At 66.0% G+C, this 14,386-nt stretch carries 15 protein-coding genes; 11 read left to right on the forward strand and 4 right to left on the reverse strand.

What is annotated here, in order from left to right; all coding sequences use genetic code 11:
• Positions 1-45: 45 nt before the first annotated feature.
• From AB3147_RS12815 to AB3147_RS12845, 7 genes are all read left to right on the forward strand, one after another.
• Positions 46-1,650, forward strand: a complete 1,605-nt coding sequence (locus tag AB3147_RS12815; RefSeq protein WP_175121724.1) for an ABC-F family ATPase — start codon at positions 46-48, stop codon at positions 1,648-1,650.
• Positions 1,651-1,833: 183 nt separating this feature from the next.
• On the forward strand, positions 1,834-3,051 hold the full coding sequence (locus AB3147_RS12820) for an MFS transporter (RefSeq protein ID WP_367352086.1): 1,218 nt from the start codon (positions 1,834-1,836) through the stop codon (positions 3,049-3,051).
• 106 nt (positions 3,052-3,157) lie between these two features.
• Positions 3,158-3,928: an ABC transporter ATP-binding protein gene (locus AB3147_RS12825; RefSeq protein ID WP_175185370.1), complete on the forward strand. Its 771-nt coding sequence runs from the start codon at positions 3,158-3,160 to the stop codon at positions 3,926-3,928.
• A gap of 67 nt (positions 3,929-3,995) precedes the next feature.
• Positions 3,996-4,994 (forward strand): ABC transporter substrate-binding protein, encoded by a 999-nt coding sequence (locus tag AB3147_RS12830; protein ID WP_367352087.1) that lies wholly within the window; start codon positions 3,996-3,998, stop codon positions 4,992-4,994.
• Complete coding sequence (locus AB3147_RS12835) at positions 4,991-5,764, forward strand: ABC transporter permease (RefSeq protein ID WP_175121720.1); 774 nt, start codon at positions 4,991-4,993, stop codon at positions 5,762-5,764. The genes AB3147_RS12830 and AB3147_RS12835 overlap by 4 nt, the downstream gene beginning before the upstream one ends.
• A 10-nt stretch (positions 5,765-5,774) precedes the next feature.
• Complete coding sequence (locus AB3147_RS12840; RefSeq protein WP_367352088.1) at positions 5,775-6,581, forward strand: transporter substrate-binding domain-containing protein; 807 nt, start codon at positions 5,775-5,777, stop codon at positions 6,579-6,581.
• A gap of 94 nt (positions 6,582-6,675) precedes the next feature.
• Positions 6,676-7,263, forward strand: coding sequence for an IMPACT family protein (locus AB3147_RS12845; RefSeq protein WP_367352089.1), 588 nt, complete (start codon positions 6,676-6,678; stop codon positions 7,261-7,263).
• A gap of 96 nt (positions 7,264-7,359) precedes the next feature.
• Here the strand turns inward: AB3147_RS12845 and AB3147_RS12850 are convergent, their stop codons facing one another.
• Both AB3147_RS12850 and AB3147_RS12855 read right to left on the reverse strand, forming a co-directional pair.
• Positions 7,360-7,734 (reverse strand): thioredoxin family protein, encoded by a 375-nt coding sequence (locus AB3147_RS12850; protein WP_006388150.1) that lies wholly within the window; start codon positions 7,732-7,734, stop codon positions 7,360-7,362.
• A 166-nt stretch (positions 7,735-7,900) separates the two neighbouring features.
• Positions 7,901-8,923, reverse strand: a complete 1,023-nt coding sequence (locus AB3147_RS12855; protein ID WP_175121717.1) for an LLM class flavin-dependent oxidoreductase — start codon at positions 8,921-8,923, stop codon at positions 7,901-7,903.
• 246 nt (positions 8,924-9,169) lie between these two features.
• Between AB3147_RS12855 and AB3147_RS12860 the strand changes: the two genes are divergently transcribed.
• Positions 9,170-9,526, forward strand: coding sequence for a VOC family protein (locus tag AB3147_RS12860; protein WP_218343687.1), 357 nt, complete (start codon positions 9,170-9,172; stop codon positions 9,524-9,526).
• Positions 9,527-9,584: 58 nt separating this feature from the next.
• Here the strand turns inward: AB3147_RS12860 and AB3147_RS12865 are convergent, their stop codons facing one another.
• Entirely contained in the window at positions 9,585-10,877 is a 1,293-nt protein-coding gene (locus AB3147_RS12865; RefSeq protein ID WP_056560820.1) for an NCS2 family permease, read from the reverse strand.
• 110 nt (positions 10,878-10,987) lie between these two features.
• On the opposite strand from AB3147_RS12865, the gene tsaD reads away from it, so the two are divergent.
• Entirely contained in the window at positions 10,988-12,019 is a 1,032-nt protein-coding gene (gene tsaD, locus AB3147_RS12870) for a tRNA (adenosine(37)-N6)-threonylcarbamoyltransferase complex transferase subunit TsaD (RefSeq protein WP_367352090.1), read from the forward strand.
• Positions 12,020-12,084: 65 nt separating this feature from the next.
• Here tsaD and plsY read toward each other — a convergent pair whose 3' ends face one another.
• Entirely contained in the window at positions 12,085-12,723 is a 639-nt protein-coding gene (gene plsY / locus AB3147_RS12875) for a glycerol-3-phosphate 1-O-acyltransferase PlsY (protein ID WP_175121713.1), read from the reverse strand.
• A gap of 94 nt (positions 12,724-12,817) precedes the next feature.
• Here plsY and surE point away from each other — a divergent pair, with 94 nt between their 5' ends.
• Both surE and AB3147_RS12885 read left to right on the forward strand, forming a co-directional pair.
• The gene (gene surE, locus AB3147_RS12880) at positions 12,818-13,576 is read left to right on the forward strand and encodes a 5'/3'-nucleotidase SurE (protein ID WP_175121712.1); all 759 of its coding nucleotides are present in this window, start codon (positions 12,818-12,820) and stop codon (positions 13,574-13,576) included.
• Entirely contained in the window at positions 13,561-14,382 is an 822-nt protein-coding gene (locus AB3147_RS12885; RefSeq protein WP_175121711.1) for a protein-L-isoaspartate(D-aspartate) O-methyltransferase, read from the forward strand. Before surE ends, AB3147_RS12885 begins: the two co-directional genes overlap by 16 nt.
• Positions 14,383-14,386: the final 4 nt, after the last annotated feature.

The raw sequence follows: 14,386 nt of genomic DNA on the forward strand, positions 1-14,386 counted from the left end.
GTTTTCCCGCATGCGCTTTCGGGCGCCTTCAAACGTACATACACCGTGATATCCACCGCCAATCTCACCATCCAGTTCGGTCCCAAGCCCCTTTTCGAGAACGTCAGCGTCAAGTTCGGGGAAGGCAACCGGTACGGGCTGATCGGGGCCAATGGGTCCGGCAAGTCTACGTTCATGAAGATCATCGGCGGCGACCTGGAACCCTCCGGCGGCAACGTCGCGCTTGAACCCGGCGTGCGCCTGGGCAAGCTGCGCCAGGACCAGTTCGCGTTTGAAGACGTGCGCGTGCTGGACGTCGTGATGATGGGCCACACCGAAATGTGGGACGCCATGTCCGAGCGTGACGCGATCTACGCCAACCCGGAGGCGACCGAAGACGATTACATGCGCGCGGCCGATCTGGAAGCCAAGTTCGCGGAATACGACGGCTACACCGCCGAAGCCCGCGCGGGCGAGCTGCTGCTGGGCCTGGAAATCGCGGTCGACCAGCACAACCTGCCGATGCGCGAAGTCGCGCCGGGCTGGAAGCTGCGCGTGCTGCTGGCGCAAGCGCTGTTCTCGAACCCCGACGTGCTCCTGCTGGACGAACCCACCAACAACCTGGACATCAACACGATCCGTTGGCTGGAAAACGTGCTCAACGGCTACCAGAGCACGATGATCATCATCAGCCACGATCGTCACTTCCTGAACCAGGTGTGCACGCACATGGCTGACGTGGATTACGGTGAAATCCGCATCTACGCCGGCAATTACGACGACTACATGCTGGCTTCCACCCAGGCCCGCGAGCGCCTGGTGGCCAACAACGCCAAGGCCAAGGAACGCGTCGCCGAACTGCAGGACTTTGTCCGCCGTTTCGCGGCCAACAAGTCCAAGTCGCGTCAGGCCACCTCGCGCCTGAAGCAGATCGACCGCATCAAGGCCGACCAGGTCGTGGTCAAACCCTCGTCGCGCCAGAACCCGTACATCCGGTTCGAGCAAAGCAAGGTCATGCACCGCCTGGCCGTCACAGTCGAAAACCTCACCAAGGCCTACGACGCGCCCGTCATCACCAAGTTCTCGGCCATGGTCGACGCCGGCGAAAAGATCGCCATCATCGGCGCCAACGGCGTCGGCAAGACCACGCTGCTGCGCCTCCTGGCGCAGGACCTGCAACCCGATTCGGGCACGGTGAAATGGTCGGACAACGCCGACCTCGGCTACATGGCGCAGGACGTGTCCGACCAGTTCCAGCAAACCGACATCAATCTGCTGGACTGGATGGGCGACCACCGCCAGCCGGGCGACGACGACCAGTCGATCCGTTCGGTGCTGGGCCGCCTGCTGTTCTCGGCTGACGACCTGCCCAAGGCCCCCAAGGTGCTGTCCGGCGGCGAAAAGAACCGCATGACCTTCGGCCGCCTGATGCTGGGCCGGCACAACGTGATGCTGCTCGACGAGCCCACCAACCACCTGGACATGGAATCGATCGAGTCGCTGCAGTTCGCGCTGGAAAAGTACGAAGGCACGCTGGTGTTCGTGTCGCATGACCGTGAATTCGTGTCCGGCCTGGCCACGCGCGTGATCGAAATCCTGCCCACCGGCGAGATCGTCGACTACCGCGGCGGCTACGAAGACTACCTGTCCTCGCGCGGCATCGAGGCCTGATTCCGCGGCGGGTCATGAAGCGGCGCACGGGTTCGTGCGCCGCTTTCTCATTTGCGCCACGGCCGCGCGCCATGTAGTCCGCCGGGCCGCGATGGCCACCTGTTCAGCCGGGCGCAATCTGCGCTGCGCTATCATCGGGCCCGACCCTGGCGGCTGTCCGGTCAGGCTTCTTTTTGTCCCCACATGTCTCCCTCTTTGCATGACGCGCCTGATGGCGCGCAGATCGGCACGTTCACCCTGACGGCCCGCATCGTTGCCATCGCCTTCTTTACCTTCATCTGCTACCTGGCCATCGGCCTGCCGCTGGCCGTGCTGCCGGGTTACGTGCACGGCAACCTGGGATACGGATCCGTGCTGGCCGGCCTGGCGATCAGCGTGCAGTACGTGGCGACCCTGCTCAGCCGCTCGCACGCCGGCCGCATGGCCGATACGGTCGGCCCGAAGCAGACCGTCGTCATCGGCATGGCGGCCTGCGCGATCAGCGGCATTTTTCTGCTGCTCGCGTACGCCTTTGAACGCACCGCGTGGCTCAGCCTGGCGGCAATCATCCTCAGTCGTCTGGCGTTGGGATTCGGCGAGAGCTGGGTCGGCACCGGCTCGGCCACCTGGGCCATCGCGAGGGTAGGGCCGCTGCACACCGCCCGCGTCATTTCGTGGAACGGCATTGCCACCTATGGCGCGCTGGCGCTGGGCGCGCCGCTGGGCGTGCAGCTTGAAAAGCACTGGAGCATGGGCGCACTGGGCGGCGCGGTGCTGCTGCTGGGATTGGCCGGGCTGGGTCTTGCCATCATCCGGCCTGCCGTCGCCATCGTCGGCGGGCACCGCATGGCCTTCAAGAGTGTGGTGCTGCGCGTGTTCCCGCACGGCGTGGCGCTGGGCCTGGGGTCGGTCGGCTTCGGCACGCTGGCCGCCTTCGTCGCGCTGTATTACGCCAGCGTCTCGTGGGACGGCGCCGCAAGCGCGCTCAGTGCGTTCGGCGGCGCCTTCATTGGCGTGCGCCTGCTGTTCGCCGGCACCATCACCCGCTTTGGCGGATTCCGGGTCGCGCAGGTGTCGTTCGTGGTGGAAGCGGCCGGTCTGTTGCTGTTGTGGCTGGCGCCCAACCCGGGCATGGCGCTGCTGGGCGCCGCGCTGACCGGCTGCGGCTTCGCCCTGGTGTTCCCGGCCATCGGCGTCGAGGCCGTGGCGCGCGTGCCGGCCGGCAGCCGCGGCGCGGCGCTGGGCGCCTATTCGGCCTTCCTGGACCTGGCGCTGGGCGTGACCGGCCCGATCGCGGGCTACATCTCCAGCGGCTTCGGCTACCCCGCGATCTTCCTGGCCGCGTCCCTGTGCGTCACGCTGGGCTTCGTCATTGCGTTCGGATTGCAGCGGGCGGCCAGCAGGCAGCCGGCGACGGTCTGATCGTTATTACGAAAAGAAGTAAAGACATTCGATATTGATCGTTTGGATTCATATAACGAATTGTTAGATTTGAGGCTCGTTTTCACGCGCGCTGACGATTCGTTCCATGAACCTGACTTTCGACCACGTCCACAAGCATTTCGGCGACCTGCCCGTCGTAGACGGCTTCACCAGTGAATTCAAGACCGGCGAGCTGGTCGCGCTGGTCGGCCCCTCGGGCTGCGGCAAGTCCACCTTGCTGCACCTGGCCGCCGGGCTCGAAATGCCCACGCAGGGCAGCGTGCTGGCCGACGGCGACAAGGTCACGGGACCGAATCCCAGCCGCACGCTGGTGTTCCAGGAACACGCCCTGTATCCCTGGCTGACGCTGGAAGACAATGTGGCGCTGGCGCTGGAATTTCAGAACACGCCCAAGAAGCGCGCCCGCGAAGCCGCACGCGAATGGCTGGCGCGCGTCAGCCTTGAAGGCTTCGAACACTACTATCCCCATCAGGTCTCCGGCGGCATGCGCCAGCGCGCTGCGCTGGCCCGCGCGTTCATCGCCCAGCCCCAGACCATGTTGATGGACGAACCCTTCGGCGCACTGGACGCGCTGACCCGCCTGAGCCTGCAGGATGTGCTGCGCCAGCTCATCGCGCAGGAAAAGCCGACGGTGCTGCTGGTGACCCACGACGTGGACGAGGCCCTGTTCCTGGCCGATCGCATCGTCGTCTTCAGCCCGCGTCCGGCGCGGGTGCTGCGCGAATTCAACCTGGCCCACCGCGTCAAGACGCACGACCTGTCCGACCTTGCCAGCGAAAAGCGCGAAATCCTGCGCCTGTTGGGCATCGGCGTCGGCGGTTCGGACGCGCACGCCGACATCGCGCTGGCCGCCTGACCTTCTTCCCCAAATATTCACGGCCGCAAGGGCGCGGCCGCTTATCGAATTTCCTGGAGCTCTTCTGATGAAACTGAAGCAATGGTTGTCCCTGCCGCTCGCCGCGGCGCTGCTGGCGGCTGCCCCCGCAATGGCTGCCGAGAAATTCCGCGTGGGCTACCTGCGCGTGATGGACGATGCGCAGGCGATCGTCGCGCAAGAGGGCGGCTACTACAAGAAGGCCGGCCTGGATTCCGAACTGATCGAATTCAAATCGGGCACCGATCTCATCAAGGCAATCGTCGGCGGCCAGCTCGACATCGGCGTGCTCGGCTTCACCAACGCGGTCGCGTGGGCCTCCAAGGGCGCTGACCTGAAGGTGGTGGGCGGTGCGCAGCAGGGCTATCACTCGCTGATCGTGCGTGACGATTCCGGCATCAAGGACATCGCCGGCCTGAAGGGCAAGACGCTGGCCTCGCAGGCCGAAGGCAGCACCGCCGACGTGGTCCTGAAGGGCGTCGTGCTCAAGCAGGGCAACCTGATGGCCGATGACGTCAACGTCATGGGCGTGAGCCCGGCGGTGGCCGTGCAGTCGCTGGTGGGCAAGCGTGTTGACGCCGCCTTCCTGTTCGAACCCTACGACCGCATCGCGCAACTGGTCGCGCCGGTCAAGCAGATCTATGAAGTGGGGCAGGCCTGGCCGTTCCCGTGCATGGTCGTCATCACCTCGGGCGAAACGCTGGCCAAGCGCAAGGACGATGTCTGGAAGGCGCTGGACGCCCAGAACCAGGCCATCACGCTGCTGCAGAAGGAACCGGCGCAGGCATCCAAGCTGATCGCGTCGTACTTCATCGCCGAGCCCACGCTCAAAACGCTGACCCGCGGCGAGCTGCCGCGCGAAACCGTCATTTCCGAGGCCATCAGCACGCAGGTGTTCACGCCCAAGCTGACGGAAAAGGACACGGCGCGCATGCAGGAAATTGCTGACATCCTGCAGGCCCAGGGTTCGCTCAAGACGCGCGACGGCAAGCCGTACGACGTCTCCAGCATCGTCGACCTGTCCTGGCAAGAGGCTCGCAAGCTTTGAGCGCATCTACCCGTGTGACCGGCGCCCGCAAGCATCTTGCGGGCGTTTTGGGCGTCCTGTTCATCCTGGCGCTGTGGCAACTGGCCGCGTTCGCGCTGCCCGACTTCCTGATGCCGGGCGTGCCCGCCGTCGTCGAGCGGCTGTTCGAAGACCTGGGCAAGCAGTCGTTCCACCAGAGCCTCATGGGCACGCTGGGACGGCTGGGCGCCGGCTATGGGCTGGCGCTGGCCGCGGGCGTGGGCTTCGGCCTCGTGGCCGCCGTGCTGTTCTTCTTCCGCGAAGTCCTGCGCAGCGCCATCGTCATCCTGCAATCCATTCCGTCCATCGCGTGGGTGCCGCTGTTTCTCATCGTGATGGGCTTTGGCAATACGCCCATCATCGTGGTCGTGGCGCTGTCGGCGTTCTTCCCGGCTGCGCTCAGCGTGATGAACGCCACCGAATCCGTGCAGCGCGTGCACGTGTCGGCGGCGCGCGTCATGGGCGCGACGCGCTGGGGGCTGATCAAGCGGGTGTACCTGCCGGCGGTCATGCCCGAGCTCATCACCGGCGCGCAGTTGGCGTTCGGCAATGCCTGGCGGGCGCTGATCTCGGCCGAAATGCTGATCGGCTTCGGCAAGGGGCTGGGCCGGTCGCTGGCGTACTCGGGCGAAATCGCGGACATGACCGGCGTCATGACCAACATCCTCGTGATCGCCGTGCTGGCTGCGTTGATCGACCAATTCGTGCTTGAAAACCTCAAGCATCGTTTGCTGCGTTACCAATACGTCTGACGTTGTCATCATGATGTCCCGCATGCGTCCATTCGTCCTTGCCGCGGGCCTGCTGCTCGCGGGCTTCGCGCAGGCGCAGCCGGAGACCTTTCCGGCGGCGCGGGCGCGCGGTGAGCTGGTCGTGGGCGTGCCGTATCTGGCGCCGCCGCCGGTCGCGGGGGCGAAGATCCGCACGCCCGAAGGCCTGGACGCCGCCATCACCGACAAGCTGGGCGCCAGCCTGAACCTGCCGGTCCGGCTGGTCCAGTTGCCGGCCGCTGACGCCGCCCGGGCGCTCAAGGCGGGCGAAGTGGATCTGGTGCTTGCGGACCGCGGCGACGGACAGCCGCAGACCGTCGCGGTGCAAGCCACCGGCTACGCGGCACGGCCCAAGGCCGTGATCCGCACCGACACGCGGATGCGCAAGCCCGCCGACGTGCAGGGCCGCAGCGTGTGCATGGCCGAAGCCGCCACGCAGGCGCAAGCCCTGGCGCAAAGCTGGGGCGCAACCGTCAAGACCTATCGCGTGCCGTCGGACGCGCTCGTCGCCGTGCGCGAAGGAGCGTGCGACATCGGTCTGGTCGACGATGCCGTCTGGGAGCCGCTGATGCGCTTTCCGGAATGGAAGAAGTTCTCCTCGACGCTGACGCCGGATGGCGCACGACAGGAGCGCGTGTGGCTGCTGCGCGCGCAGGACGAGGCCTCGCGCGCGTGGCTCGGGCAAGAGATGCGGGCGTGGGACCGCGCCGGCGCCTGGAAGGCCATGACCACGAAATGGGCGCGCGACGTCGCCTTCGACGTCTATCTGGATCAGGAAGTCCCGGACTGCCACGGCTGATGCGCGGCCGGTCCGCGCCGCGCAGGCCGGGGCGCGCAGGCCGCATCCGCGCAGGTCGCATCGCCTGCCGATCCGCGCACTTACAATGCCGGGCATGACGCACACGCTGACCGCTCCCTGCACCTACCAGGAAGACATCAAGAAAAGCCGCTTTGCCGCGTATGCCGCGCCGGTCGCCACGATCGACGACGCCATGCGCTTCTTTGCCGAGCACAGCGACCCCGAGGCCACGCACAACTGCTGGGCCTACCGCATCGGACAGGAATACCGCTTCAATGATGATGGCGAACCCGGCGGCACCGCGGGCAGGCCGATCCTGCAGGCCATCGAAGGCCAGGACATGGACCGCGTGGCGGTATTGGTCGTGCGCTGGTACGGGGGAATCAAGCTCGGCGCGGGCGGACTGGTGCGCGCTTACGGCGGATGCGCAGCCAATTGCCTGCGGTTGGGCGAGCGCACGGAAATCGTCGACATGGCAATGGTGCGCTGCGCATGCGGATTCGGCGAGATGGCGCTGTTGAAATCGCGGTTGGCCCAGGCAGGCGCCGCCATCTTGCAGGAAGACTACAACGCGGACGGCGTCACGCTCACGTTCACGGTGCCGCGTGTGGTGCTGACTGAATTGGAAGTCACTGCGGCGAACATCACGCGCGGCCGGTCCGCGTGGGAAGTCGTTTTGTAGCCAGCCAGCGTCCGCACCGGCCTGCCGCGCAGCGGCGTCCGGGAAGCAAATGTCCCGGTGCAAAAGGAAGGGGCCCGATCCGGGCCCCTTGCGGTTTTACGCGTCCTGGCTGTCTTGCGCCGCGGCGATTTCCTGGTGGACCTTTTCCATGTCCACTTCCTTGATCTTGGCGAGCAGTTCGTTCAACTGACCGCCGGACAAGGCGCCGGGTTGCGAGAACAGCAGGACCTTTTCGCGGAAGACCATCAGCGTCGGAATCGAGCGGATGCCCAGCGCGCCGGCCAGTTCCTGCTCGACGTCGGTATTCACCTTGGCGAACGTGACGTCCGGATGCTCGGTGGCGGCCTGTTCGAACACCGGCGCGAAACCACGGCACGGGCCGCACCAGGGCGCCCAGAAGTCGACGATGAGGGTGCCGTCGGGCGTGATGGCTTCCTGGAAGCTGTCTTTGGTGAGTTCAACAATACTCATAAGAAATCCTTGCCGCGTGGGCGGCGAAAAGCGGTGGCGGAGACACCGGGGGCCTGCCCCGGCGCTGATGCGGCGACGCGTATTGCCAGGCCTTGAAAGCCCATAGTAGAGCCGGTCCAGGCCGCGTCGCAATGGTTGGCGCCGTCAATGGCGCAGAATACGGCCCTCAGGCCGCCGATTTCGTGGAGACGCCTGCGCCATTTTTCAGCGAGGCGACGATCTCGAAAGAACGCAGGCGGTCTGCGATGTCGTAGAAGTCGGACACGATCATGACCTCGTCGGCCTGGGTTTCCGCGACCAGGGCTTCGAGTTCCCGCTTGACGGTGTCCGGTCCGCCCACGATCGAAGCGCCCAATCTCTGATTGACCGCCTCGCGCTCCCATTCGTTCCACACGCCGTCCATGCTTTCGACCGGCGGCTGCAATTGCAGGCGATGGCCGCGCACGAGCGACAGGAACTTCAGTTGCTGCGTGGTCGACTGGAACCGCGCGGCCTCGTCGGTTTCGGCGGCAATGACGGGCACGCCGATCATCGAATAGGGGCGCGCCAGCGTCTCGGAAGGCTTGAACAAGTGACGGTACAAGCGCATCGCGGCCATGCCTTCCGGCGAGAAATGCCCGGCAAACGAGAAGGGCAGGCCAAGTTCAGCCGCCATGCGCGCGCTGAAGTCGCTGGAACCCAGCAGCCAGATCGGCACATCCAGGCCTTCACCGGGGATGGCGCGCACGGGCTGGCCGGGGCGCGAGGGGGCCAGAAAGCCGCGCAGTTCCTCCACCAGGGCCGGGAACTCAAGACCGCTGCGCGGGCTGCGGCGCAGCGCCTGTTGCGTGGCGCCGTCGCTGCCGGGTGCGCGGCCCAGGCCCAGGTCGATGCGGCCGGGGTACAGGGTCTCGAGCGTGCCGAACTGTTCTGCGATGATCAGCGGCGCGTGGTTGGGCAGCATGACGCCGCCCGAGCCGACGCGCAGCGTGCGCGTGTGGCCGGCCACATGGCCGATCAGCACAGCCGTGGCGCTGCTGGCGATGCCGTTGATGTTGTGGTGCTCGGCCAACCAGAAGCGGTTGTAGCCCAGTTGCTCGACATGCTGCGCCAGCGCGACCGTATTGCGGAACGCGTCTGCGGCATCGCGGCCCTGCACAATGGGGGCCAGGTCCAGCACGGAAAAGGGGATATTCGCCAGGGCGCTCATGCGTGCGCCTCCGCTGCGTCATGACAGGCCGGCAGCGCGGAAATGAAAGGGGAAGGGCGCAAAATGTACTCCATATGCTGATCTACATGGGGAGTGTATCGGCGAATTCAACCGCGCCCGCCAGCAACCATGCCCTTGGCCGGGTTGATTGATTTTTCCGATCCCTACAATAGCAAGCACGAACGCGGCCTGGAATGGCCGCGCATTTGCCATTCCACACTTGCCATCCAACCAAAGGAGACGCGCATGGGCGCCAGCGGCCAGAACAACCGCATCGACAACATCGAATTCAACGTCGCGGACATCGCGCGCAGCAAGCGGTTCTATGGCGACGTCTTCGGATGGACGTTCACGGATTACGGTCCCACGTATTCGGAATTCACCGATGGCCGGCTGACGGGCGGCTTCACGACGGGTGAAGCGGTGCGGCCGGGCGGTCCGCTTGTGATCCTGTACGGCGACGACCTGGCCGCAACCCGGCAACGCATCACGGCCGCGGGCGGTCGCATCAGCCGCGACGAGTTCACGTTTCCGGGCGGCAGCCGCTTCCATTTCACGGACCTCGACGGCTACGAACTGGCGGTGTGGACGGCCGCCAAATGAAAAAACCGCCGCAAGGCATGGCCTGCGGCGGCTTTGCGCGAATAGCGTGTCAGCCTGACTATTCAGGGAAGAACGCGTAGCGGATCACGAACAGCACGGCTACGAGCCACGTGGCCGGGTGCACGTCGCGCATCTTGCCCGTGGCGGTCTTGAGCACCACGTAGCTGATGAAGCCGAAGGCAATGCCGTTGGCGATCGAGTAAGTGAACGGCATGACCAGCGCGGTCAGCGCGGCCGGCGTGGCTTCGCAGACGTCGTTCCAGTCGATGTCGATGAGCTCGCGCATCATCAGGCCGGCGACGTAGAGCAGGGCGGGTGCGGTGGCGTAGGCCGGCACGGCGCCCGCCAGCGGCGAGATGAACAGCGCGGCCAGGAACAGCAGGCCCACGATCAGTGCAGTCATGCCGGTGCGTCCGCCAGCCTGCACGCCGGAGGCGCTTTCGACGTAGGCGGTGGTGCTGCTGGTGCCCAGCATCGAACCGGCCACAATGGCGGTGCTGTCCGCGAACAGCGCGCGGCCCAGGCGATTGGGCCGGTCTTCAGGCACCAGGCCCGCGCGCTTGGCCACGCCCACCAGCGTGCCGGTGGCGTCAAACACTTCGACCAGCACGAACACCAGAATCACGTGCACGAAGCCGGAATGCAGCGCGCCCATGATGTCAAGCTTGAAGAGGGTAGGCGACAGGCTGGGCGGCGCCGAAAAGATGCCCTTGAACTCGTTGTAGCCCATCACCATCGACAGCACCGTGACCACGATGATGCCGATCAGGATGGCGCCACGCACGCGCAGCGCATCCAGCGACGCGATCACGAAAAAGCCCAGGATGGCAAAGAGTGGACCGTGCGTGGTGAGGTTGCCCAGCGTGACCTTGGTGGCCGGATGGGCGACCACGATGCCCGCGCTGGATAGCGCGATAATGGCCAGAAACAGCCCGATGCCGGCTGCGATGGCACTGCGCAGTGAATGCGGGATGCCTTTGACCAGCCAGACCCGGATGCCGGATATCGTCAGGAACAGAAAGATGATGCCCGAGATGAACACCGCACCCAGCGCCTGCTCCCAGGTGTAACCCATGGTCTTGACCACGGTGAAGGCAAAGAAGGCGTTCAGCCCCATGCCGGGCGCCATGCCGATCGGCCAGTTGGCGATGAACGCCATCACCAGCGAGCCCAGCGCGGCGGCCAGGCAGGTGGCAACAAAGACCGCGTCGCGGTCCATGCCCGTCGAGGACAGGATGTCAGGATTGACGAAGATGATGTACGACATCGTCAGGAATGTCGTCAGGCCGGCCACGACTTCCGTTCTTGCGGTCGTGCCGTGCTCACGCAGCTTGAATAGCTTCTCCAGCATTCGAGTCCCCAGGGTTTTTGCAGGATTTTCAGGTTGTGGCGGGCGGGGCGGAAAGCCCCGTCCCAGTCAAGAACCCGCGTATTTTCGCATCAGTTGTAAACTCTGCCGCCATGATCATTCTCGGCTTTGAAAGCTCCTGCGACGAAACCGGCGTCGCAGCCGTCTGTACGGAACGCGGCCTGCTTGCGCACGCGCTGTATACCCAGATCGCCATGCACCAGGAATACGGGGGCGTGGTGCCGGAACTTGCCTCGCGCGACCACATCCGCCGCGTGGTGCCGCTGACCCGCCAGGTGCTGCAGGACGCGGGTCTGCAGATGTCCGACATCGGCGCCGTGGCCTATACGGCCGGGCCCGGTCTCGCCGGCGCCTTGCTGGTCGGCGCCAGTGTCGCGCAGTCGTTCGCCTGGTCGCGCGGCCTGCCTGCCATCGGCATCCATCACCTCGAAGGCCATCTGCTGTCGCCGATGCTGGCCGATCCCCGGCCCGAGTTTCCCTTCATTGCCTTGCTGGTCTCAGGCGGCCATACCCAGCTCATGCGCGTGGACGGCGTGGGTCGCTACGAGCTGCTGGGCGAAACCCTGGACGACGCCGCGGGCGAGGCCTTCGACAAATCCGCCAAGCTCATGGGCCTGGGCTACCCGGGTGGACCCGCGCTGTCCCGGCTGGCCGGCAGCGGCGACGCCTCGCGCTTCGACCTGCCGCGCCCCATGTTGCACAGCGGTGACCTGGACTTTAGTTTCAGCGGCTTGAAAACCGCCGTGCTGACCCGAGTCAAGGCGGCCGAACAGAATGGCGGCCTGGACGAACAGACCCGCGCGGACCTTGCGGCCGCCACGCAGGCGGCCATCGTCGAGGTGCTGGCGGCCAAGTCCATCCGCGCGCTTAAACAGACCGGGCTGCGCCGCCTGGTCGTGGCCGGCGGCGTGGGGGCCAACCAGCTTCTGCGCGCCAAGCTCGATGCCGCGCTCAAGCCGCTCAAGGCCCGCGCATACTTCCCGCCGCTGGAACTGTGCACCGACAACGGCGCCATGATCGCGTTCGCGGCCGCCGAACGGGTGAAGGCCGGATTGGCCACGCTGGACGCCAGCGCCCATAGCTTCACGGTCAAGCCGCGCTGGGATCTGGCCGATATCGCCTGAGATGAAAAACGGGCGGCCAGGCCGCCCGCTTGTTTCACTCATCCGATCCGCCCATCGCGGGGGGATTACTTCTTCTTGCTGCCGATCCGGCTTTCGGTGCCCTGGATCAGCCGGGCGATATTGGCGCGGTGACGGTAGAACAGCAGGATGCCGATGATCGCCAGCGCCACGCCCAGCGCCGGCTGCGCCTGCCAGGCCAGCCCGGACCCGAACACGTAGTACACGGGGGCGAAGAACGCGGCCACCAGCGAAGCCAGCGACGAATAGCGGAAGAAAATGGCGATGATCAGCCAGGTTGCTGCGGTGGCGACGGCCAGCCAGGGCTGGATGGCCACCAGCACGCCCAGCGCGGTCGCCACGCCCTTGCCGCCCTTGAAACCCAGGAACACGGGGTAGAGGTGGCCGATGAAGGCGGCCAGCGCCACGCAGGCCAGGGCGACGGGGCCGATGCCGGGCGCCAGCTTCTCGGCCAGCCAGATCGCGAACCATCCCTTGGCGGCGTCCCCCAATAGCGTCAGCGCGGCGGCGGTCTTGTTGCCGGTGCGCAGCACGTTGGTCGCGCCGGGGTTCTTGGACCCATAGCTGCGGGGGTCTTGCAGACCCATCAGCTTGCTGACCACCACGGCGAAGGGCACGGAGCCGATCAGGTAGGCCAGCACGACGAGCGCGACGGTAAATGCCAGGGAGGGTTCGGTTATCGCCATGGAAGGGGAGTCCGTTGTTGTAGTAGTGGCTGCGGATTCTACCGCGGGTACAATCCGCCACGTCACCCGCGTTTTATTTTCTTTCGGATGCACAATGCGAATTCTGGTTTCGAACGATGATGGCTATTCGGCCCCTGGCCTGGAAGCGCTGGTCGCCGCGCTGGAAGGGCTGGGCGATCTGACCGTCGTCGCGCCCGAGACCAACCACAGCGGCGCCTCCAACTCGCTCACGCTGAACCGGCCGCTGTCGGTGCGCACCGCTTCAAACGGCTTCATCGCGGTCAACGGCACGCCGTCCGATTGCGTGCACGTCGCGCTGACCGGCCTCATGGATACGCGCCCCGATCTGGTCGTGTCGGGCATCAACAACGGCGCCAACATGGGCGACGACACCCTCTATTCGGGCACCGTCGCCGCCGCCAGCGAAGGGTATCTGTTCGGCATCCCCGCCATCGCCTTCTCGCTGGCGGAAAAGGGCTGGGAGCACATCGACTCGGCCGCGCGCGCCGCCCGCCTGGTCGTCGAGCGCCATCTGGCCCAGCCGCTCGCGGCGCCGGTGCTGCTCAACGTCAATATCCCGAGCCGCCGTTTTGAAGACATGCACGGGTTCGCGGTCACGCGGCTGGGCAAGCGGCATCCGTCGCAACCGGTCGTGCGCACCACCACGCCCTATGGCGACACGGTCTACTGGATCGGACCGGTCGGTCTGGCCGCCGACGCCACGCCCGGCACGGACTTTCACGCCGTCGAGCAGGGCATCGTGTCCGTCACCCCGTTGCGTCTGGACCTGACCCAGCACAGCCAGCTTGACGAGATCCGCACCTGGGCAGAGCCGCTATGCGCAAACGCATAAGCCAGCCGGACATCACGCCCGGCGCCGGCCGCAGCAGCCCGGCCCGCCACGACGCCGGCCGGCTCGGCCCGGGTTACACGCCGGCCAACAGCAACACGCGCATCTCGGCCGCCACCTTGCAGCGGCAGGCGCAGACGCCCGTGCCGCAAGCGGGCAGCAACCTTGGCCTGAACTCCGAACGCTTGCGCCAGGCCATGGTGCAGCGTCTTCGCTCTCAGGGGATCACCGACGAACGCGTGCTGAACGCCATGGCCGCAGTACCGCGCCATCTGTTTGTAGACGAGGCCCTTGCCAGCCGCGCGTACGAAGACGCCGCGTTGCCCATCGGTCACTCGCAAACCATTTCCCAGCCGTGGGTTGTGGCGCGTATGATCGCGGCTGCTTGCGAAGACCGCGCGCCTACCCGTGTGCTCGAGGTCGGCGCCGGTTGCGGATACCAGGCCGCGGTGCTCGCGCAGTTCGTGCGCGACGTCCACACCATCGAACGCATACGCGGGCTGTACGAGCTGGCGCGCGAGCATCTACGCGCCTTGCGGCTCACTACAAGGATCCGGCTCATCTATGGAGACGGCACTTTGGGGCTGCCCGGCGTGGCGCCGTTCGATGCTATCGTTGTGGCTGCCGCAGGTCTGGCCATCCCGCAAGCGCTGCTGACGCAGCTTGCTCCGGGAGGCCGTCTCATCGCTCCCGAAGGGGGCTCGAACCAGCGCCTGGTTCTGATCGAACGCACGGGCGCGGCAAGCTGGAAAAGAACCGAACTAGAGGCCGTGCGCTTTGTGCCGCTACGGTCCGGAATACAATCTTGAGCGA

The organism is Achromobacter animicus (genome assembly GCF_040775605.1).
Taxonomy (GTDB): domain Bacteria; phylum Pseudomonadota; class Gammaproteobacteria; order Burkholderiales; family Burkholderiaceae_B; genus Achromobacter; species Achromobacter animicus.